We start from the raw sequence: 20,613 nt of genomic DNA on the forward strand, positions 1-20,613 counted from the left end.
GCGCCGGTGACCGGTCTCAGTCCGCGCCGAGTCCACGGGCGTGGCACCCGTCGGGCATACCCAAAAGCAAAATCGCACCCCGGAAGGCTCCGGGGTGCGATTTTGGCGGGCGGCCGGCTCAGGCCAGGCGTATCAACCCGTAGTCGTAGGCGTGCCGGCGGTACACCACTGACGGCTTGTCACTCTCCTTGTCGTGGAACAGGAAGAAGTCGTGGCCGACGAGTTCCATCTCGTAGAGCGCGTCGTCGACTGTCATGGGTTTGGCCGGATGCTCCTTGGTCCGCACGATGCGGCCGGGTTCGTGGGTGGCGACGCCGTCGGTGAACTCCGGGGTCTCGTCCCGCACCGGCGGTGCGAGGCCGGGCAGCGGGTCCTGCGCGGTGGCCTCCGCGAGCGATACCGGGGTCTTGTCGCCGTAGTGGATCTTGCGCCGGTCCTTGCTGCGGCGCAGCCTGCTTTCGAGTTTGCCTGCCGCCGATTCGAGGGCGGCATAGAAGCTGTCGGCGCAAGCCTCGCCCCGCACGACCGGTCCTCGGCCACGGGCGGTGATCTCGACGTGCTGACAGTTCTTCCGTTGCCTGCGGTTGCGTTCGTGGTCAAGTTCGACGTCGAAAAGGTAGATGGTCTTGTCGAAGCGCTCCAGACGCGACAACTTTTCGGAGACGTAGATGCGGAAGTGGTCGGGGACCTCGACATTGCGTCCCTTGACCACCACCTCGGCGCGAGGCTCGGCGGTGCTCTCCTGGTCGTCCTCGACAACCATGGTGCGGCTTGAATCCAGCGAATGGGTTGACATACTTGGCAACTCGTTTCTCTCACACGTCGCACGCTCAGCGTGCCGGGCTTTAACGAATCGCGGCGATGGGCCCAGAATTGTCACTCCGCCCATCGGCGCAAGGTGTCGAGTACTCACCTCCTACCGGTGTGCGGTGAAGTGGCGCTGCGGTCTGAGCGCCGCCGTGAGGTGTTCACGGGTGGTTGCTGCCGACGGTAGTCCGTGTTCACCGGATCGTGCCAGTAATTTCGGCGACGTGTTTTCAGTTCTTCACTTGCGTTTGATGCGCGGGTAATCGTCGCGGCCGTCAAGCATGCGCGATCGCGAGGACGGCCGACACGCAGATCCCGGCGGCTCGCAACGTGCGGACCGATTCGGCCGCGGTGGCTCCCGTCGTGACGATGTCGTCGACGAGCAACACCTCGCCCGTCAGGTGCTTGACGATCCGGACCCGCCCGGCGATGTTGCGCTGGCGGTCGACCCCCGAGAGCCCGACCGAGTCGCGCACCCACGGCCGCAACCGCAGCGCAGGCACCACGCCGACGCCGGGCAGTCCGGTCGCGGCACTCGCCGCGATCCTGGTCACCGGGTCGCCGCCGCGGCGCCGCGCGGCCGCCCGGCGGGTGGGCGCCGGGACGACGGTCAGCGGCGCCCCGACGACTCCCCAGGTGACGAGCCGGTCCAGCCCGGTGCGCAACGCGCTCGCGAGCGGCGACACGAGATCAGCTCGGCCCTTCTCCTTGACCGCGACGATCGCGCGGCGCCGCGCACCGGCATGACGACCGAGTGCGAACACCGGCACCCCCGGATCAAGGCGCGGGGTGATCAGGTGCGGTTCGTCGTCACGCACGGTCAGCTCTTTGGCACAGGTGGCACACCACCGCGTCGACGGCGCGCCACAACCACCGCATTCGAGCGGAAGGATGAGGTCGAGCATGCCCGCAGTGTGGTCGTCAGGGGTGACAACCTCGGCCCCTTTTTCGCGGGTCAGCCAGGCAACACCGGAAGCGACCCGGCAACCATGAGCGGACGCACCTCGACCCAGCCCGGATTGTCCTCGGCGGCCGACGCCGACAGCTGGAGCACGCCGCGCTGGTCGGCCACGTACACCGTCGACGGGTTGGCGGCCACGGTGGTCACCGGCATCAGCAGATTGCGGCTCGGCCCATCGGAGTTCACGCCGTCGAGGTTGACGTAGGACACCGGGTGTTGCGGATCGGTGCGGCTCACGACGATGTCGTCGCCGGTGCGCCACGACAGTGACACCGCGGTGTCGCCGAGGCCGAAGCCGAGGCGGCGTGGATAGGTCAACAGGAACCGGCCGTCCTGGGTCTGCTCGATGCCGGCCAGGATCACCTGACCGCCGATCACCATCGCCGCGCGGGTGCCGTCGCGCGACAGCTGCAGTTCGGTGATCGGGCCCGGATAGCGCGTCGACACCGCGGCCGCGTCCACCGGGATGCGGGCCGGCGCGCCGGAGGCGTCGCGGATCGCGCGGACGACGTTGATGCCGTCGACGACGACCCATACTGCCTGGTCGAGCGACCAGCTGGGCCGCGACAGCGTGCGCCCCTCCATGGCCTGGACCGCGCTACCGCCCAACGGCCCGATCCACAGCGTGGCGGTGGCGTCCGGCGCGCCGGGGGGTAGCACCACCACCGAGGCCGCGTCCTGCCCGTTGCGCGACACCGCGGCCGAAACCTGGTGCGGCGCCTGCCCGAACGAACCGGGCACCCGCGGTGCCCGCTGCCCGTCGAGCGAGACGAGCGAGCCGTTGACGAGTGCGTGCAATCCGGCCGCCGCGCCCGGCGCCGCACCCGGATCGGTGGCCGCCACATCGGAGGTCTCCCAGCCTTCGGCGAACCGGTCGTCGAGCGGGGCACCGTCGGCGTTGATCACGTACGGCCCGGCGATGCCTGCCCGCGACAGCGTCCAAATGATCTGCGCGGCAAGCAATTGCCGGCTGTGCGGATCGGTGGTCGACAGGTTTTCGAGGTCGATGCGGGCCCCGCCGTAACCGCGGCCCACGCCGGTCTTGCCGCCGTCGGCCCGGGTGACCGGCCCGCGCATCTTCAACGGCGCGTCGAGCAGATTGCGGACGGATTTGGCCATCTCCGGTCGCGGGCCTGCGACCAGTTTCGAGATCAGCTCGGTGGCCAACTGGTCGGGATCGGACACCGCCACGTACCGCGGATCGGGCACGACGGTGGTGCCGGTCGGGTCGACGAAGTAGAGCGTGTTGCGTTTGTAGGTGGCCTGAAACTGTTGCCAGTCAAGGAAAACGCCGTTGGGCAGCCGATCGATGCGCCAGCCGCCCGACGTCTTGACGAGTTCGATGGGTCCGGGGTCGGGCAGCGCGCCCTCCCCCGTCTCGAACACGCCCATGTCCGAAAGCGAGCCGAGGATGTCGGCGCGCATGCTCACCGAAACACGGTCCGAACTCCGGGTTTCGACGAACACCACGCGGTCGATCAACAACGCGCTGCCCGCGTCGTCCCACGTGCTCGAGGCCGATTCGGTGAGAAACTGGCGCGCTGCCAGATGCCGGTTGGCGGGATCGGCGGTGGCTTTGAGGAATTCGCGCAGCAGCACGTCGGGGTCCATCTCCGGCGACGGCTTGGGAAGGCTCGGCGGCGCGGGCCGGTCGACCGTGCCGATCGCCTGCGGCGAGGACGAGCTGGGAATCCCCGCGCAACCGGACGTCAGTACAACCAGGCCGACGATCAACACCGTCAGCAGGCGCTTCACACGCTCTCCTCCGCTGGCTCCCGGTCCCTGGCGGCGCGTCGCCGGGTACCCCGCTGCGGCGCAACCGGTTTGAGTGGCAGGGGGCTGGTGGTGACCTTGTGGCCGCGGACCAACGGCAGGGTGAGCCGGAAGCAGGCGCCCTTGCCCGGTTCGCCCCAGGCCTCCAGCCGGCCCTGGTGCAGGCGGGCGTCCTCGATGCTGATGGCCAGGCCGAGGCCGGTGCCACCGGAACGGCGTACCCGCGACGGGTCGGAGCGCCAGAACCGGCTGAACACCAGCTTCTCCTCGCCGGGGCGCAACCCGACGCCGAAGTCGCGGACGGTGACCGCGACGGTGTCCTCGTCGGCGGCCATCCGGATCCGCACCGGTTTGCGCTCGGCATGGTCGATCGCGTTGGCGATGAGATTGCGCAGAATCCGTTCCACCCGGCGCGGATCGACTTCGGCGATCACCTCGTGGGCGGGCATGTCGACGTCGAGTTCGACCTCGGCGTCGGCGGCCAGATGACCGACGTTGTCCAGTGCGCTCTGGACGGTCGAACGCAGATCCACCGACTCGACCGAAAGTTCGGCGACACCGGCGTCGTGGCGCGAGATCTCCAGCAGGTCGGCCAGCAAGGTCTCGAACCGGTCGAGTTCGTTGACCATCAACTCGGTCGAGCGGCGCAGCGCGGGATCGAGATCCTCGCTGTGGTCGTGGATGAGGTCGGCGGCCATGCGCACCGTGGTGAGCGGCGTGCGGAGTTCGTGGCTGACGTCAGAGGTGAAGCGGCGCTGCAGGTTTCCGAACTCTTCGAGCTGCTGGATCTGGCGTGACAGGCTTTCGGCCATGTCGTTGAACGACACCGCCAGGCGCGCCATGTCGTCTTCACCGCGGACCGGCATGCGTTCGGTCAGGTGACCCTCGGCGAACCGCTCGGCGATCCGCGACGCCGAGCGGACCGGCTGCACGATCTGGCGCGCCACCACGAGCGCGATCGCCGCGAGCAGACCCAGCAGCACCACACCACCGGTGAGCATCGTGCCGCGCACCAGCGAGATGGTGCTCTCCTCGTTGTTGAGCGGGAAGATCAGGTAGAGCTCAAGATTGGGCACCGACGACGACGTCGGGCTGCCGACGATCAACGCCGGACCGGAGAACCCGTCGGTGTGCACCGTGGCGTACTGATAGCTGACCTGCCCGGCCTTGACGAAGTCGCGCAGCGCGTTGGGCACCTGCTGGATGGGTCCAGCGGCGGTCGCCGCGCGCGGACCGTCCCCGGGCACCACGAGCACGGCGTCGAACGCACCGGCCAGATCCGCGCGTGCGTCGGCCTTGCGGTCGATGAGCGTGTTGCGCGCGAGCTGCAGGCTGCTGTCGAGGGAGCGGGATTCTTCGCCGCCGACGATGCCGCTGACGGTGTTGCGGGCGCGCTCGACCTCCTCGGTGGCGGCCCGTACCTTGACCTCGAGGATCCGGTCGGTGATCTGGCTGGTGAGCACGAAACCGAGGACCATGATGACCGCAAGGGAGAGCCCGAGCGTCAGCGTCACCACACGTAGTTGCAGCGAGCGACGCCACACCAGACTGAGGGCTCTACCCAGTGTCCCCAATCCGCGCAAAAGTGGGCCGGAGCCTCCCCAGCGGCGCCGTCTGGGGCCGAAGATCACGGGGGTCCGGCCTTGTATCCCACTCCTCGAACGGTAAGTACCACCTGCGGGTTCTCCGGGTCTTTCTCAACCTTTGCCCGCAACCGCTGGACATGCACGTTCACCAAACGGGTGTCGGCGGGGTGGCGATATCCCCACACCTGTTCGAGCAGCACATCACGAGTAAACACCTGCCGGGGTTTGCGTGCCAGCGCCACCAAGAGGTCGAACTCGAGCGGTGTCAGCGAAATCTGCTCGCCCTGCCGGGTCACCTTGTGGGCGGGCACGTCGATCTCGACGTCGCTGATCGACAGCAGTTCGGCGGGCTCGTCCTCGTTGCGGCGCAGCCGGGCGCGCACCCGCGCGACGAGCTCCTTCGGCTTGAACGGCTTCATCACGTAGTCGTCGGCACCGGACTCGAGGCCGAGCACCACGTCGACGGTGTCGGTCTTGGCGGTGAGCATGACGATCGGCACACCCGAATCGGCGCGGAGCACGCGGCACACATCGATGCCGTTCATGCCGGGCAGCATCAGGTCCAGCAACACCAGATCGGGCCGCAGTTCGCGGACCGCGGTGAGCGCCTGGCTGCCGTCGCCGATGACCGCCGTGTCGAACCCCTCACCGCGCAGCACGATGGTGAGCATCTCGGCCAGCGATGGGTCGTCATCGACGACAAGGATCCTTTGCCTCATGGTGTCCATGGTGTCACCAGTTCGCGATAAAACTGGGCTACCACACGCGGGGTGTCTCGCCTTTATCCGCTGCTTAACTGACCTGCCAGCGCCGCCGGATCGACATCGGGGCCCGCGACGGCCCACCGCCCGCACCAATCGGCGGCCGCAAGGGCGGCATAGACCTCCCCGGTTCGCCGCTGCAGACCCCCGTCGCGCTCGTAGGCGTCCTTGGCGCGGCCGGCTTCGGTGTTGGCGCGGTGTTCGGCCCGCTTCGCGGCGAGCTCGGTCGGCACGTCGAGCAGCACCTGCCAGTCGGGTGCGGGCAGCTTCAGCCGGTCGAATTCGAGTTCGCGGACCCACGCGACGACCTCGCCGTCGGCGCCCTGATGCAGCCGGGCGGCGCTGTAGGCGGCGTTGGACGCGACGTAGCGGTCCAGGATGACGACGTCATAGGCGGCCTGCAGGTGTTCGATCTCCTCGCGCGCGCCGGCGCGGTCGAGCGCGAACAGGACCGCCATCGCGTGCACCGACTCGGCGAGATCCCCATGGGCGCCGTGCAGCGCCTCGGCGGCCAGGTCGGCGGGCACCGAATGGTGATAGCGCGGGAACGCCAGGCTGCCGACCGACTTGTGCGCGGACTCGAACGCCGCGCGCAGCCCGTTGGTCAATGTGCGTTTGCCTGCGCCGTCGACACCCTCGATCGCGATGAGCACACGGGCAGCGTAATTGGTGCGCACGACCGGGTGCCGAGCGTGAAGAAGATCGCGAGATTCTCGCCTGATCTCGCGATCTTCTTCACGTTCGGCTCGGACGATCGCCCGGCGGCACGTAGCCGGGCGTGAAACCTCTCTCGTCGACGATCAGATTGAGCGCGCCGAGCTCACATTCCTCGATGTCGTCGAACGCGATGTCGGGCAACAGATCGGTGTGGAAGATCGGCCTGCCTTCGGCGTCGTATCCGCCGTAGCCCTTGTCTGCGTAGACGTCGACGTACTTCACGATGCCCATCGCGTCGGCGGCCCGCCGGGCATATCCCTCGCCGCCACCCGACCAGACCATGATCCTGGTGTTCTTCATGCCGGCCAGCGTGATCAGCAGCGTGCGGATGCGCTCGTTGGCGACATAGGCATCGGTGATGGTGTTGTCGCGCAGCGTTCCGTCGACGTCGAACGCGATGGTGATGGTCTTCAACGTCGGCAACCCTCTCGTGTTGACGGCATCGCTATTGTCCGGTCAGCCATCCGAGCACCGTGAAACCCACGACGCCCATCAACAGCAACGGACCCAGGACATCGGTGAGCGGAGTCGGGCCCACCACCGTCACGGCCAACCCGGCGAGCACCGCGAACCCCACGAACAGCAGCCGGAGGGCGAGCAGGAGCCGTTCTCGCAGCACCGCACGCAGCGCGGGCCACGGCACCCGGCGAAACACCCACACGATCACGGCCACAAATCCGGCGGTCAGCGCCGCGGCGAACAGCCTGGGGACAACGGTGGCGCGGCCTTCCTCGTGCATGGCCGCCACGACGATCAACGCAACCGCCATGAACAGCACCGACGCCGTCGTCCATCGCAGCACCCCGGTGAGTGCGACACCGACGTTGCGGCGGGCCAACTCCCCCAGTCCAGGGTCGAGCCGGCCTGCGCCGAGAAATCCGTGCAGTGCCATACCCGTCTTCCCGCGCCGTAATCGGCTGACCGCCAAGTTGTTCACCGCGGACGCATGGTCGGGTTCCAAGCGGATTGCCTCGTGATAGTCGGCTTCGGCCGCGGCGAACCCCCAGAACGACCGGTAGATGTCGCCGCGCAGCACCCAGGAGTCGGCCGATGCCGGGTTCAAGCGCAGCGCCTCGTTGACCGCCACGAGTGCCTGCTGGGCGTGGCCCGCTGAGTACAGCATGCTCGCGTAGACATAGTGGGCGAGATAGACGTCGGGGTGTTCGGTGACGGTCTTCCACGCCATCCACAGCGCCTCGGGAAGCCTGCCCTGCCCTTGCAGCGCCAACGCATACAGGCGCTTGGTGTACTCACTGTCGGGTGCGGCCGCCAATGCGGAATGGGCGGCCAAAGCCGCCGCGTAGTAGTCCTTCTGCCCGATCTTGGCGCGCGCCAGGCCGGCGAGCAGGTCGGCATTGTTGGGGTCTTCGGTCAGCGCCGACCGCAGCACGTCCTCGGCGCGTGCGTAGTTGCCGGAGTCCAGATAGGCCTGCGCGACGAACCCGGCGCCGCCGGTTGTGGAGGTCACCGGATCTTTCTGTGCCGCAGGTATTTTGCGAGATCGTCGTAGGAGCCGTCCCGGTTGCCGAAATCCACGACGTTGCGCGCGGTGTCGAACCAGGCGCCGGCCGACGGGCGAATCTGGCTGAGCGCGGCATCGACGTCACGCATCTGGACCGGCCGCACCTGCCCGGTCCGCATCGAGTCCGCCATCGCCAATTGCGTTGCACTGTCGCACATATGGGCCAGATCCGCACCCGAGAAACCGTCGGTGCGTTTGACAACCGTCGCCAAATTGATGCCCTCGACGGGGCGGTCCTGCAAGTGCAATCGGACGATCGCCGCCCGAGCGTCGGCGTCCGGAAGCGGGACGAAGATCATCCGGTCGAATCGTCCCGGCCTGCGCAGCGCCGGGTCGACGTCCCACGGCGCGTTCGTGGCGCCGAGGACATAGACGCCGTCATTGGTCGACGTGGCCGAGTCCATCTCTTCGAGCAGGGCGTTCACGACCGACCGCAGACCCGAACTTCCACCGAGCGCCGACCGGCGGTGCCCGAGTGCGTCGACCTCGTCGAAGAACAGCACGCAGGGCGCCTTGCGGCGGGCGGTGTCGAACACCGAGCGGATGGCGCGCTCGCTCTCGCCGAGCCAGCGGCTGAGCACGTCGGCGATGCCGACCTGATAGAAGCTGGCACCCAACTCGCCCGAGACCGCCTTGGCGATGAAAGTCTTGCCGCACCCGGGCGGGCCGTAGAGCAGCAGACCGCCGCGCGCCGAAACCTTGTAGGCCTTCATCAACTCGGGGTTGCGGATCGGCCCCAGCAGTGACAGTTCCAGCTGGGTCTTCACATCCGTCATGCCGGCGATGTCCGACAGCCGGACGGCGCTGGATCGGACCGCATCGAAGTCGTACTCGTTGACCGCCTCGGCCGGTTCCTCGACGAACGCGGGCTTGACGATGTCGGCGACTTGTTCCTCGGCCGCCGACCAGTCGAACGTCCGGGCGGCATCGGCGGGCGCTGCTGGAGCGGCCGGTGCGGGTGCCCCCGCCAGGCCCGCGGTGCACTGTTGCAGCAGCGCGACCGCGCGGGCGTTGGCCGCGTCTTGTGCCAGCACCGCGCTGCAATGCGTGAGCGCTTCGGCATAGCGCCTGCGCTCCACCAGCAGGGTGGCCAGGTGCAGGCGTAGCTCGGCGAGCTCGGGGCTGCGCTCGACGGCGGCAGCCAGCTCTTCGATGACCGCGTCCTCAGCCATTCGCACCCCCGTCGATCGCTCAGCAGAATCCTATCCGCCCCCGCGCACCTGTCCCGACGCCTGATCCGGGGACTCACACCACCAGGCTGGGGTGGCCGAGCACGCGCGCAGCGCTCCTACCATCGCCATATGAGGCGCGAGCAGCTCAGTGATTTCCTGCGTACCCGCCGGGCCCGGCTCAAACCGGCCGACGTCGGCCTGGTCGACGGCGGACGGCGCCGCACCCCGGGACTGCGGCGTGAGGAGGTCGCACTGCTGGCCGGGGTGGGGACGTCGTGGTACACGTGGCTCGAACAGGGCCGCGACATCACCGTTTCGTCGAGCGTGCTCGACGCCATCAGCACGGCGCTGCGACTCACCGAGCCCGAGCGGGCGCACCTGTACTCGCTGGCGGGGACGAACCCGCCGCCTGCGGCCGGGTTGCGCGACAGCCCGGTGACACCGGAGCTACGGCACCTGATCGATGCGTGGTCGCCGCGGCCCGCGATGCTGCAGGACCGGTACTGGAACCTGCTCGCGGTCAACGACGCGACGCGGCAGGCGTTCGGCTACCGCGACACCGACCGCAACTGTCTCGTCACGTTTTTCACCAACAGCCGCTATCGCGACATGTACGTCCACTGGGCGTCGGCCGCGCCGGGTGTCGTTGCCGCGTTCCGCGCCGACGCCGCGCTCTACCCGGACGACGCCGCGTTCGGCGAGATCGTGAACGATCTGAGCGTCATCAGCCCGGAGTTCGAAAAGCTGTGGCAGCAGCACGATGTCGGTCCGCATCTGCAGGCGGTCAAGGCGGTGCGTCACCCCGACGCGGGCGAGCTGGTGTTCGACAAGACCACCCTGGCCGTCACCGACCATCCGGGCTGGCACCTCGTGCTATACAACCCACGCCCAGGAACCGGCACCGCCGACCGGCTCGACCATCTGATGACTCAGTCGCGCAACGGCCTTGTCAGCTCAGCGAGCTCGTCGAGATAACGCAGCGCCTCCCCCTCGGGCGCGCCCGCGTCGCGGAAGAACACGCAGTGATCGACGCCGCCGTCGGCCAGGATCGCCAGCTCGCGCTCACCCAGTGGCGTGATGGCGCCCTGCCGGTCGGGTCCGAGGTATCCGCGTTGGTCGGCGCCGATCAGTGTGACGGGTATCGGATCGCGTCCGGCGTCGGCCGCGCGCCGCTGCAACTCTTTGACCCGCGCCGCCAGTTCTTCGGGCGGCCCGACCAGATTCGGCGCCCAACCGTCGCCGTATTCGAGCACCCGATCGTGCACTGTCGGCCCGTTGCCACCCACGAGGACCGGCACGTGCCGCGGCTTCGGCCAGGAGTAGATCGGGCCGAAATCCACGAATTCACCATGGAACTCGGCTTGCTCGGTGGTCCAGATCTGCTTCATCGCCAGCACTCGCTCACGCATGAGCGCCAGGCGGGTGCGCGGCTCGGTACCGTGGTTTCGCATTTCCTCGCGCAGCCACCCCGCGCCGACACCGAGCTGGAACCGCCCATTCGACAGATGGTCCAGACTGGCCGCCTCTTTGGCGAGAGTGATCGGATCACGCTGAACCACAAGGGCGATTCCGGTACCGAGCAGCAGCCTTTCGGTGACGGCGGCCGCGGCCGTGAGCGCGACGAACGGGTCGAGTGAGCGGTAGTAGTCGTGGGGCGGCAGGTCGCCGTCGGGCGGGCGCGGACCGTCGACCGGGATGTGCGTGTGCTCGGCCACGAACAGTGAGTCGAAACCGCGATCCTCAAGCGCGACCGCCAGATCCGCGGGCGACAACCCCTCGTCGGTTATGAATGTGCTGACACCGAACTTCATGCCTCCACGGTGCCGACCGGTCCGCCGATCCACCAGTGCGCAGTCATCGTGGGTTTGACACCACCACGTTCACCGATCCTGGCGGTCACCGCACCACGATGGTGTGTTCACCGCGCGACACGAGCTCGCCGATGACCGGTGCGCCCGGGATCTCCCCCGCGATCAACAGCCCGCCGGAGGTCTGCGCGTCCGCCAGCAGCAGCGCCTCGTCCTCGCTCACGGCGGACAGGTCCACATGCGGCGCCACCCACTCGAGGTTACGGCGGGTACCGCCGCTTACGTAGCCGTCGCGCAACGCTTCTCGCGCACCGTCGAGATAGGGCACTGCCGTCGAGTCGATGACCGCGCTCACGCCGCTCGCGCGGGCAAGCTTGTGTAGATGCCCCAGCAACCCGAAACCCGTGATGTCGGTGGCACATTCGACGCCGGCCGCCAGTGCCGCCGCGGAGGCTTCGGCGTTCAGCGTCGTCATCGCCTCGATCGCCTGCGGGAAGACCTCGCCGGTGCTCTTGTGCCTGCTGTTGAGCACTCCGACACCGAGCGGTTTGGTGAGCGACAACGGGACACCAGCCTTGCCGAAGTCATTGCGCAGCAACCGGTTCGGGTCGGCGATGCCGGTGACAGCCAGGCCGTACTTGGGTTCGGGATCGTCGACGCTGTGTCCGCCGGCAAGGTGACAGCCCGCGGCACCGCAGACGTCGAGCCCACCGCGCAACGTTTCGGCGGCCAGTTCGAACGGCAACACCTCACGCGGCCAGCCGAGCAGATTCACCGCGACGACAGGCCGCCCGCCCATGGCGTAGACGTCCGACAGAGCGTTGGCGGCGGCGATCCGGCCCCACTCGTATGGGTCGTCCACGACAGGTGTGAAGAAATCCGTCGTCGCGATCAGCGCAGTCCCGCCCGCGATGCGCACGGCCGCCGCGTCGTCGCCGGCATCGAGCCCGACCAGCAGCTCACCCAGCGGATCTTTTGGCTCCGCGTGGGTGAGCCCGCGAACGACCTCCTCCAATTCGCCGGGCGGGATCTTGCATGCGCAGCCGCCACCGTGGGCGTATTGGGTCAGTCGGTAGGCCATGAACCCCATGTTGCCTGTCATGATGGGGCGATGGGTCAGGGAGGCGTATCCGGTCTGGTGACCGGCACGGTCTTCAAAATCGCTGAGCGGCAGTTTCTGCCGCTGGCGGGTTCGATTCCCGTCCGCCTCCGCCATATTGCTCCTCGCGTCCGCCTCCGCCAAATTGCTCACCCCCCACCAACCACATGACCGACCCTCGCCGCCGGGTGCCCCGCACCGACACACTGTTGGCCGATCCGCGCCTCGCCGAAGCCGAGCGGACACTGGGGCGCGCATTGGTGAAATCGGTGATCGCCGAAGCACAGCAGAAGGCGCGCAGCGGGGAGATCGCTCCCGACCGAGTAGCCGACGTCGCTGTCGCGGCACTGCCGTCGAGCGCCTCGAGCCTGCGTCCGGTCATCAACGCCACGGGTGTCGTCGTGCACACCAACCTCGGCCGGGCACCGTTGTCGACCGCGGCGATCGACGCTGTGGTGACGGCGAGCGGCGCCACCGACGTCGAGTTCGACCTCCAGACCGGCCGTCGTGCACGCCGGGGCCGCGGTGCGATGGCCGCCCTGGCGCGGGCCGTCCCCACCGCGGGCGGCGTCCACGTCGTGAACAACAACGCGGCCGCGCTGCTGCTGACCGCGATGACGCTGGCCGCGGGCAAGGAGATGATCATCAGCCGCGGCGAGCTCATCGAGATCGGTGACGGTTTCCGCCTTCCGGCGTTGATGGAATCAACCGGTTCGCGTATCCGCGAGGTCGGGACCACCAACCGCACGCATCTGCGCGACTATGCCGACGCGATCGGGCCCGACACCGGCTTCGTCCTGAAGGTGCATCCGTCGAACTATGCGATGACCGGCTTCACGTCATCGGTTCCGGTCGCCGAACTCGCAACGCTCGACGCGCCGTTGGTGGTCGACATCGGCTCGGGGTTGCTGACCGCGCACCCGCTCCTGCCCGACGAACCGGACGCCACGACGGTGCTCGGCGACGGAGCTGACCTGGTGACCGCCTCCGGCGACAAACTGCTCGGTGGCCCGCAGGCGGGTCTGCTGTTCGGCGGGGCGGAAGTGATCGAGCGGTTACGTCGTCATCCGGCGGCGCGAGCCCTGCGGGTGGACAAGATGACGCTGGCCGCGCTGGAGGCCACGCTGACCGGTCCACCACCGCCGGTCGCCGAGGCGCTGCGCGTCGACGTGGAATCACTGCGGGTGCGGGCCGCGCGGCTCGCGGCCCGACTACCGGATGCGGACGCGGTCGACTGCATCGCCGCCGTGGGCGGCGGTGGCGCACCCGGCGTCGCGCTGCCGAGCGCCGCCGTGAGCCTGCCCGAGTGGTACGCGGCGCCGCTGCGCATGGGCACCCCGGCGGTGGTCGGGCGACTCGAGAACGGCCGCTGCCTGCTCGATCTGCGAACGGTGGCTGAAGCCGACGACGACACGTTGGCGCACGCGGTGCTGGCATGTACGTAGTCGCGACGGCCGGCCACGTCGATCACGGCAAATCCACGCTCGTGCACCGGCTCACCGGCATGTGGCCCGACCGGCTCGCCGAGGAGCAGCGCCGCGGGCTCACGATCGATCTCGGCTTCGCCTGGACGACGATCGACGGCCGCGACATCGCGTTCGTCGACGTGCCGGGCCACGAGCGGTTCGTCGCCAACATGCTGGCCGGGGTCGGTCCGGTCCCGGCGGTCATGTTCGTCGTCGCCGCGACCGAGGGCTGGATGCCGCAGTCCCAGGAGCATTTCGCCGCGGTCCGGGCACTCGGCGTCGAGCACACGCTCGTCGTGATCAGCAAGGCCGACCTCGCCGATCCGGCCCCTGCCGTGGCGCACGCGCGCGAACGGTTCCCCGATTCGCGTGTGGTGATCGGCACCGACCTGGATCAGGTGCGCACCGAACTGATGTCGCTCGTCGACGGGCTGCCTGTGCCCGACCCCGACGCCGATGTGCGGCTGTGGGTCGATCGCTCGTTCACGGTGCGGGGTGCCGGGACAGTGGTGACCGGAACACTCGGGGCGGGAACGATCCGCGTCGGCGACGAACTCGAACACGAGGGCAGGCAGGTCACCGTGCGCGGCGTGCAGTCGCTGGGCCGGGCCGAGACGGCGGTCGGCGCGGTCGCACGAGTTGCGGTGAACCTACGCGGCGTCGACCGCAACCTCATCGGCCGCGGGCATACCGTGCGAACGCCCGGCGCGTGGCTCGACACGTCAGCGGTCGACGTCGCGTTGCGGTCGGCGGACAAGCTGCACCAACGGTTGATGCTGCACATCGGGTCGGCCGCGGTACCGGTGCACGTGCGCCCGCTCGGCGACGCTGCCGCGCGGCTGCGGCTGGCCCGTCCGCTGCCGTTACGAATCGGCGACGTCGGGCTGCTGCGGGATCCCGGCGAGCACCGGATCGCGGCGGGCGTGCGGGTGCTCGACGTGCGACCCGCACCATTGCGCCGACGCGGTGACGCCAGGGCCCGTGCTGCCGAACTCGCCGGCGGGCGGGCCGCCCCGCCCGTGTGTGCGACGGCAAAAGAGCTGCACGCCATGGGGTTTGCAGTCGAAGGTGAGCGAATCGGCGACTGGGTGGTCGATGAGCGATGGTGGGCACAGCGCCGCGGGCACCTGCTCGAGGTGGTGACGCAATGGTTCGCCGAACACGATGTCGCAGCGGGTATGCCGCTGGAAACCGTACGCTCGCAGTTGGGATTGCCCGCGCTGGAGCTTGTGCCCGCGCTGCTCGCCGGCACGGGCCTGCAGGTGCGGGACGGGCTCGTACAGCGGCCGGGCGCGCAGCTGCCACCACGGGTGGACGAGGCCGTGCGGGCCGTGCAGAAGTGGCTGGCGGCGGAGCCTTTCCGGGCGCCGGACGCCGACGAGCTCGCGGAATTGGACCTTGGCACCCGGGAACTGGCGGCGGCGGTGCGGGCGGGCCGGTTGACGAGGATCGCCGACGGCATCGTGCTCGGCCCGGACGCATACGACCGCGCCGTCGAAGTTCTCAAGACCCTTCCGCAGCCGTTCACCGTCGCCGAAGCCAAACGCGCGCTGAACACCACGCGGCGGGTCGCGGTCCCACTACTCGAACAGCTCGATGCCCGCGGCTGCACCCGACGCGGCGACGACGGCACCCGCCACACGCTCTGACACCGCGCACCAACTCGCAGGCAACAACCAGCCGACGATGGTTTGATTGCGGACAAGTGGGTAGGAGGACGCCATGGACTTCCGGAAGCTGATCGAGTCGTGGCCGGTGTACCGGCAGCTCACCGGCCCCGACAAGTTGGGCCGCGGCAAGGCCGCCCAGTCGGACCGCTCGCTGACACTGACGCCACGGACGGCCGACGCCGACGAGATAGCGCATTCCGTCTGCCCGTTCTGCGCCGTCGGATGCGCGCAGAAGGTCTACGTCAAAGACGGCAAGGTCACCCAGATCGAGGGCAACCCGGATAGCCCGATCTCGCGGGGACGCTTGTGCCCCAAGGGATCTGCAAGCAAGCAACTCGTCACCGGTCCACAGCGGCTGACGAAGGTGCGCTACCGCGCGCCGTATGCCACGCAGTGGCGCGAGGTCGACCTCGACACCGCGATGCACATGGTCGCCGACCGCGTTCTCGACGCCCGCGACAAGGGCTGGCAGCAGTTCGACGCCGACCGCAACACGCTGCGCCGCACCATGGGCATCGCGAGCCTCGGCGGAGCCACGCTGGACAACGAAGAGAATTACCTGATCAAAAAGCTGTTCACGGCTTTGGGGGCGTTGCAGATCGAGAACCAGGCGCGTATTTGACACAGCGCAACGGTTCCCGGTCTGGGGGCCTCCTTCGGTCGCGGCGGGGCGACGGACTATCAGCAGGACCTCGTCAACTCCGACTTCATCGTCATCATGGGCAGCAACATGGCCGAAGCCCATCCGGTCGGGTTCCAGTGGGTGATGGAAGCCAAGGCGCGCGGCACCCAGGTGGTCCACATCGATCCGCGGTTCACCCGCACGAGCGCGCTGGCCGACCGGCACATACCGCTGCGCGCCGGCAGTGACATCGCGTTCCTGGGCGGGGTGATCAACTACATCCTGTCCAATGACCTGGACTTCCGCGAATACGTCACCGCGTACACCAACGCGTCGTTCATCGTCGACGAGCGCTTCCGCGATGCCGAGGATCTCGACGGGCTGTTCTCGGGTTACGACGACGCCACGGCGTCCTACGACCCGTCGACCTGGCAGTACGAGCGCACCGACGCCAACGAGGGCGGCGCGACAGCCAAAGAGCACGGCGCGCCCGAGCGGTCCGGTTCGGGAGGTCCGCCGATCGAGGGCGGTGCGGGTGACATCCCCAACGACCCGACCCTGCGGCACCCGCGGTGTGTGTACCAGATCCTCAAACGGCACTACGCCCGCTACACCCCGGAGATGGTCGAGCGGATCTGCGGCGTGCCCGCCGAGCAGTTCCTCGAAGTTGCGCGCAAGTGGACGGAGAACTCCAACCGCGAACGCACGACCGCGCTCGTGTACAGCGTTGGCTGGACGCAGCACACGATGGGCGCACAGTTCATCCGCGCCGGGGCGATCATCCAGCTGCTGCTGGGCAACATCGGCCGACCCGGCGGCGGGGTGTTCGCCTTGCGCGGGCACGCCAGCATCCAGGGCTCGACCGACGTTCCGACGTTGTTCAACCTGCTGCCGGGCTACCTCGCGATGGCACACGCCGGTCAGGAGACGCTCGCCGACTACCTCGACGACATCAAGAGCCGCAACCAGAAAGGGTTCTGGCACAACGCCGATGCCTACATGGTGTCGTTGCTCAAGGAGTACTGGGGTGAACTCGCCACCGCCGACAACGACTTCTGCTTCGACTACCTACCGCGCATCAACGGCGACCACGGCACGTACCGCACCGTGATGGACATGATCGACGGCAAGGTGTTCGGCTATTTCCTGCTGGGCCAGAACCCCGCCGTCGGGTCCGCCCACGGACGGCTGCAGCGACTCGGCATGGCGAACCTCGATTGGCTGGTGGTGCGCGACCTCGTCGAGATCGAGAGCGCGACGTTCTGGAAGGACGGTCCGGAAACCGAGACCGGTGAGATCAGCACGGAGACGTGCCGCACCGAGGTGTTCCTCTTCCCGGCCGCGTCGCATGTGGAGAAAGCCGGCACGTTCACCCAGACCCAGCGCATGCTGCAGTGGCGCGAGAAGGCCGTCGAGCCGCCCGGCGATGCCCGCTCGGAGCTGTGGTTCTTCTACCACCTCGGCCGTATCCTGCGCGAGAAGCTGGCCGGTTCCACCGATGAGCGGGACCGCCCGCTGCTCGACCTGTGGTGGGACTATGCGCTGGACGGTGATGAACCTTCTGGTGAGGATCTGCTGCGCCGGATCAACGGCGTCGACCTGACCACCGGGCGAGCCGTCGACAACTATCTGTCGCTCAAAGCCGACGGCAGCACGGCCTGCGGGTGCTGGATCTACAGCGGTGTCTACGCCGACGACGTCAATCAGGCCGCCCGTCGCAAACCGCACACCGAACAGGGGCCATACGACGCCGAGTGGGGCTGGACGTGGCCGATGAACCGTCGTGTGCTGTACAACCGCGCTTCGGCCGATCTGGCCGGAAAGCCGTGGAGCGAACGCAAGAAACTCATCTGGTGGGATCCGGACAGACGCGAGTGGACGGGTTACGACGTCCCCGACTTCGAGAAGGCCAAACCACCCGGCTACCGGCCGCCCGCCGGTGCCGTCGGCGTCGAGGCGCTGCGCGGCGACGACCCGTTCGTGATGCAGGCCGACGGCAAGGCATGGCTGTTCGCCCCGAGCGGGCTGGCCGACGGCCCGCTGCCGACACATTACGAACCGCACGAATCCCCCGTACGCAACGCGCTGTATCGGCAGCAGGGCAACCCGGCGCGCAAAGTGTATGGGCGCGAAGACAATCCGTCGAACCCGTCGTGGCCCGACGCACATGGCGACGTGTTCCCGTTCGTGTTCACCGCGGCCCGCCTGACCGAACATCACACGGCGGGCGGGATGAGCCGGCAGTTGCCGTACCTGTCCGAACTGCAACCGGGCCTGTTCGTCGAGGTGTCGCCTGAGCTCGCGGAGCTTCGCGGTCTGACACACATGGACTGGGCGCACGTCATCACGAGCCGAACAGCGGTCGATGCCCGGGTGTTCGTGACGAGCCGGATGCGACCGTTGCGGATCGAGAACCGGATGGTGCACCAGATCTGGATGCCCTACCACTGGGGCAACGTCGGCCTCATCGACGGCGACGTCGTCAACGACCTGCTCGGTGTCGTCGCCGACCCGAACGTGTTCATCCAGGAGAGCAAGGTCGCGACCTGCGACATCCAGCCGGGACGCCGGCCCCGTGGGCCACAGCTGCTCGAATACGTCGCGGCCTACCGCGACCGCGCACACATCACGCCGCAGACGGGTACCCACCTGGACACCACGAAGCCCTCGCCCGGCCACACCGAGGAGAAACCATGAGAGACAACAGCTTCTACGGTCCGCTGGCAGACCCGGCGGCCGACGTCGGCTACGACGAGCATCCGCAGCGCGTGGGGTTCTTCACCGACACGTCGGTGTGCATCGGCTGCAAAGCCTGCGAGGTCGCGTGCAAGGAGTGGAACGGCGTGCCCGAGGACGGATTCAACCTCCTCGGCATGTCGTTCGACAACACCGGCAACCTGGGTGCCAACTCGTGGCGGCACGTGGCGTTCATCGAGCAGCCCGCGGACGGTCGACATGGCTTGGGCGACAACCGAAGCGAGACCGTCGAGCTCGGCATGCCGGGTTTCGAACGGCCGGGCGATGCGATGGGCGCCGATACCCGCCAGGACTTCCGCTGGTTGATGGCGTCGGACGTGTGCAAACACTGCACGCACGCCGGGTGCCTGGATGTCTGCCCCACCGGAGCGCTGTTCCGTACCGAGTTCTCCACTGTTGTTGTGCAACAAGACATCTGCAACGGGTGCGGCTATTGCGTGTCGGGATGCCCCTATGGAGTCATCGAACGCCGGGAAGGTGACGGCCGGGCATGGAAGTGCACGCTGTGCTACGACCGGCTGCACGACGGGCTGGAGCCCGCATGCGCCAAGGCCTGCCCGACGGACTCCATCCAGTTCGGTGTGCTCGACGAGTTGCGTGAGCGGGCCGCTCACCGGTTGTCCGAATTGCACGAGCGCGGCGTGACCGAGGCACGGCTCTACGGGGAGGATCCGAACGACGGGGTCGGCGGTGACGGCGCGTTCTTCCTGCTGCTCGATGAACCCGAGGTGTACGGGTTGCCGCCCGACCCGGTGGTGCCGACGCGCGACGCCGGCGCGATGTGGCGGTATGCGGGCATGGCGGCCTCGGCGTTGGTGGGTGTCGCGGTATCGGCGTTTCTGGGGCGCTCGTGAAGGAGAAGCTCAGCGACACCGACGCATCGGACATGCATGCACAGACGCGGCACCGCCGCCGCGGCAACGACGACATGGCCGTGGCGCCTGCCGATTTCCGGTCGTACTACGGGCGCCAGATTCTCAAGACGCCGGTATGGAACTGGATGATCGCGGCCTATTTGTTCAGTGGCGGCCTGTCTGCGGGTTCTGCGCTGCTGGCCGCCGGTGCCGACCTGACCGGTCGGCCGCGGCTGCGCAAGGTGTCACGACTCGGCGCCCTGGCGAGCCTGTTGGCCAGCATGTATTTCCTCATCGGTGACCTCGGCAGGCCCGAGCGGTTCCACCACATGCTGCGCGTGGCCAAGCCGAGTTCGCCGATGAGCATGGGTACGTGGCTTCTCGGCGGGTACGGGCCGGGCGCCGGCCTGGCGGCGGTCGCGGAACTGATGCCTGCGCGGTTGCGCCGGACCTGGCTGGGCCGGTTGGTGAATCGGGCGGCGCGTCCGGCGGGTCTGGAAGCCGCCGCGGTCGCGCCCGGCGTGGCGTCCTACACCGCAGTGTTGTTGTCGCAGACGGCGGTTCCGGCGTGGCGGGAAGCACACCCGTATCTGCCGTTCGTCTTCACCGGCTCTGCCGCGGTGAGCGGGGCCGGTCTGGGGATGCTGCTCGCACCCGTATCGGAGAGCGGCCCGGCCCGGCGGATGGCGGTGACCGGCGCGGCGCTGGAGGTCGTGGCGTCGCGGACGATGGAGCATCGGCTGGGCCTCGTCGCCGAGGCGTACACGACCGGCAAAGCTCACCGGTTGCGGCAGTGGTCGGAGATCCTGACCGTCGGCGGCGCAGTCGGTGCGGTGGTGGCGGGCCGCAGGAGATGGGCGGTCGCGGCGTCGGGCGCGGCGTTATTGGCGGGCAGCGCGCTGCAGCGGTTCGGCGTGTTCGAAGCCGGTGTCCAGTCCACGCGCGACCCCAAATATGTCGTTGTGCCACAACGCAAGCGGCTTGACGAGGGCAGGCCCGCCCGGGGCGACGACCGGCACCGGTAGCGATACGCACAAA

The 20,613-nt window shown here is 68.4% G+C and carries 17 protein-coding genes and 1 tRNA gene; 7 read left to right on the top strand and 11 right to left on the bottom strand.

What is annotated here, in order from left to right; translation table 11 throughout:
* Positions 1 to 118: 118 nt before the first annotated feature.
* From hpf to ACOI2T_RS26600, 9 genes are all read right to left on the bottom strand, one after another.
* On the bottom strand, positions 119 to 796 hold the full coding sequence (gene hpf / locus ACOI2T_RS26560; RefSeq protein WP_067854607.1) for a ribosome hibernation-promoting factor, HPF/YfiA family: 678 nt from the start codon (positions 794 to 796) through the stop codon (positions 119 to 121).
* Between the two features lie 286 nt (positions 797 to 1,082).
* Positions 1,083 to 1,712, bottom strand: coding sequence for a ComF family protein (locus ACOI2T_RS26565; RefSeq protein WP_409506329.1), 630 nt, complete (start codon positions 1,710 to 1,712; stop codon positions 1,083 to 1,085).
* A gap of 50 nt (positions 1,713 to 1,762) precedes the next feature.
* Positions 1,763 to 3,523, bottom strand: a complete 1,761-nt coding sequence (gene lpqB, locus ACOI2T_RS26570; protein ID WP_085147160.1) for an MtrAB system accessory lipoprotein LpqB — start codon at positions 3,521 to 3,523, stop codon at positions 1,763 to 1,765.
* Positions 3,520 to 5,172, bottom strand: coding sequence for an MtrAB system histidine kinase MtrB (mtrB, locus tag ACOI2T_RS26575; RefSeq protein ID WP_409506330.1), 1,653 nt, complete (start codon positions 5,170 to 5,172; stop codon positions 3,520 to 3,522). The genes lpqB and mtrB overlap by 4 nt, the downstream gene beginning before the upstream one ends.
* Complete coding sequence (mtrA, locus tag ACOI2T_RS26580; protein WP_018601429.1) at positions 5,169 to 5,855, bottom strand: two-component system response regulator MtrA; 687 nt, start codon at positions 5,853 to 5,855, stop codon at positions 5,169 to 5,171. The genes mtrB and mtrA overlap by 4 nt, the downstream gene beginning before the upstream one ends.
* Before the next feature lie 53 nt (positions 5,856 to 5,908).
* Entirely contained in the window at positions 5,909 to 6,541 is a 633-nt protein-coding gene (locus tag ACOI2T_RS26585; protein ID WP_409506331.1) for a dTMP kinase, read from the bottom strand.
* Between the two features lie 82 nt (positions 6,542 to 6,623).
* The gene (locus ACOI2T_RS26590) at positions 6,624 to 7,019 is read right to left on the bottom strand and encodes a hypothetical protein (protein ID WP_409506332.1); all 396 of its coding nucleotides are present in this window, start codon (positions 7,017 to 7,019) and stop codon (positions 6,624 to 6,626) included.
* Between the two features lie 31 nt (positions 7,020 to 7,050).
* Entirely contained in the window at positions 7,051 to 8,073 is a 1,023-nt protein-coding gene (locus tag ACOI2T_RS26595) for a tetratricopeptide repeat protein (RefSeq protein WP_409506333.1), read from the bottom strand.
* Positions 8,070 to 9,299 (bottom strand): AAA family ATPase, encoded by a 1,230-nt coding sequence (locus ACOI2T_RS26600; RefSeq protein ID WP_067854622.1) that lies wholly within the window; start codon positions 9,297 to 9,299, stop codon positions 8,070 to 8,072. Before ACOI2T_RS26600 ends, ACOI2T_RS26595 begins: the two co-directional genes overlap by 4 nt.
* Before the next feature lie 129 nt (positions 9,300 to 9,428).
* Between ACOI2T_RS26600 and ACOI2T_RS26605 the strand changes: the two genes are divergently transcribed.
* On the top strand, positions 9,429 to 10,274 hold the full coding sequence (locus tag ACOI2T_RS26605) for a helix-turn-helix transcriptional regulator (protein ID WP_409506334.1): 846 nt from the start codon (positions 9,429 to 9,431) through the stop codon (positions 10,272 to 10,274).
* On the opposite strand, the gene ACOI2T_RS26610 is transcribed toward ACOI2T_RS26605, so the two are convergent.
* Positions 10,229 to 11,110 (bottom strand): LLM class F420-dependent oxidoreductase, encoded by an 882-nt coding sequence (locus ACOI2T_RS26610; RefSeq protein ID WP_409506335.1) that lies wholly within the window; start codon positions 11,108 to 11,110, stop codon positions 10,229 to 10,231. The genes ACOI2T_RS26605 and ACOI2T_RS26610 overlap by 46 nt on opposite strands.
* A gap of 85 nt (positions 11,111 to 11,195) precedes the next feature.
* The gene (gene selD / locus ACOI2T_RS26615) at positions 11,196 to 12,188 is read right to left on the bottom strand and encodes a selenide, water dikinase SelD (protein WP_409506336.1); all 993 of its coding nucleotides are present in this window, start codon (positions 12,186 to 12,188) and stop codon (positions 11,196 to 11,198) included.
* A 39-nt stretch (positions 12,189 to 12,227) separates the two neighbouring features.
* Between selD and ACOI2T_RS26620 the strand changes: the two genes are divergently transcribed.
* The 6 genes from ACOI2T_RS26620 to nrfD all read left to right on the top strand — a co-directional run bounded on the left by ACOI2T_RS26620 (position 12,228) and on the right by nrfD (position 20,600).
* A tRNA-Sec gene (locus ACOI2T_RS26620) sits at positions 12,228 to 12,322 on the top strand.
* Positions 12,323 to 12,373: 51 nt separating this feature from the next.
* Positions 12,374 to 13,651: an L-seryl-tRNA(Sec) selenium transferase gene (gene selA / locus ACOI2T_RS26625; RefSeq protein WP_409506337.1), complete on the top strand. Its 1,278-nt coding sequence runs from the start codon at positions 12,374 to 12,376 to the stop codon at positions 13,649 to 13,651.
* Positions 13,642 to 15,321, top strand: a complete 1,680-nt coding sequence (locus ACOI2T_RS26630; RefSeq protein ID WP_409506338.1) for a SelB domain-containing protein — start codon at positions 13,642 to 13,644, stop codon at positions 15,319 to 15,321. The genes selA and ACOI2T_RS26630 overlap by 10 nt, the downstream gene beginning before the upstream one ends.
* 73 nt (positions 15,322 to 15,394) lie before the next feature.
* The gene (fdh, locus tag ACOI2T_RS26635; protein ID WP_409506339.1) at positions 15,395 to 18,661 is read left to right on the top strand and encodes a formate dehydrogenase; all 3,267 of its coding nucleotides are present in this window, start codon (positions 15,395 to 15,397) and stop codon (positions 18,659 to 18,661) included.
* The gene (locus ACOI2T_RS26640; protein WP_409506340.1) at positions 18,658 to 19,575 is read left to right on the top strand and encodes a 4Fe-4S dicluster domain-containing protein; all 918 of its coding nucleotides are present in this window, start codon (positions 18,658 to 18,660) and stop codon (positions 19,573 to 19,575) included. Before fdh ends, ACOI2T_RS26640 begins: the two co-directional genes overlap by 4 nt.
* Before the next feature lie 32 nt (positions 19,576 to 19,607).
* Positions 19,608 to 20,600, top strand: coding sequence for an NrfD/PsrC family molybdoenzyme membrane anchor subunit (nrfD, locus tag ACOI2T_RS26645; protein WP_409506344.1), 993 nt, complete (start codon positions 19,608 to 19,610; stop codon positions 20,598 to 20,600).
* Positions 20,601 to 20,613: the final 13 nt, after the last annotated feature.

This window comes from Mycolicibacterium wolinskyi str. Jessa 2025 (genome assembly GCF_049241375.1).
Taxonomy (GTDB): domain Bacteria; phylum Actinomycetota; class Actinomycetes; order Mycobacteriales; family Mycobacteriaceae; genus Mycobacterium; species Mycobacterium wolinskyi.

Excerpts from the sequence above, each read along its gene's own strand:
- hpf (WP_067854607.1), bottom strand. The coding sequence starts at position 796 with ATGTCAACCCATTCGCTGGATTCAAGCCGCACCATGGTTGTCGAGGAC.
- ACOI2T_RS26565 (WP_409506329.1), bottom strand. The coding sequence starts at position 1,712 with ATGCTCGACCTCATCCTTCCGCTCGAATGCGGTGGTTGTGGCGCGCCG.
- mtrA (WP_018601429.1), bottom strand. The coding sequence starts at position 5,855 with ATGGACACCATGAGGCAAAGGATCCTTGTCGTCGATGACGACCCATCG.
- ACOI2T_RS26600 (WP_067854622.1), bottom strand. The coding sequence starts at position 9,299 with ATGGCTGAGGACGCGGTCATCGAAGAGCTGGCTGCCGCCGTCGAGCGC.
- ACOI2T_RS26605 (WP_409506334.1), top strand. The coding sequence starts at position 9,429 with ATGAGGCGCGAGCAGCTCAGTGATTTCCTGCGTACCCGCCGGGCCCGG.
- ACOI2T_RS26610 (WP_409506335.1), bottom strand. The coding sequence starts at position 11,110 with ATGAAGTTCGGTGTCAGCACATTCATAACCGACGAGGGGTTGTCGCCC.
- selD (WP_409506336.1), bottom strand. The coding sequence starts at position 12,188 with ATGGCCTACCGACTGACCCAATACGCCCACGGTGGCGGCTGCGCATGC.
- selA (WP_409506337.1), top strand. The coding sequence starts at position 12,374 with ATGACCGACCCTCGCCGCCGGGTGCCCCGCACCGACACACTGTTGGCC.
- ACOI2T_RS26630 (WP_409506338.1), top strand. The coding sequence starts at position 13,642 with ATGTACGTAGTCGCGACGGCCGGCCACGTCGATCACGGCAAATCCACG.
- ACOI2T_RS26640 (WP_409506340.1), top strand. The coding sequence starts at position 18,658 with ATGAGAGACAACAGCTTCTACGGTCCGCTGGCAGACCCGGCGGCCGAC.
- nrfD (WP_409506344.1), top strand. The coding sequence starts at position 19,608 with ATGCATGCACAGACGCGGCACCGCCGCCGCGGCAACGACGACATGGCC.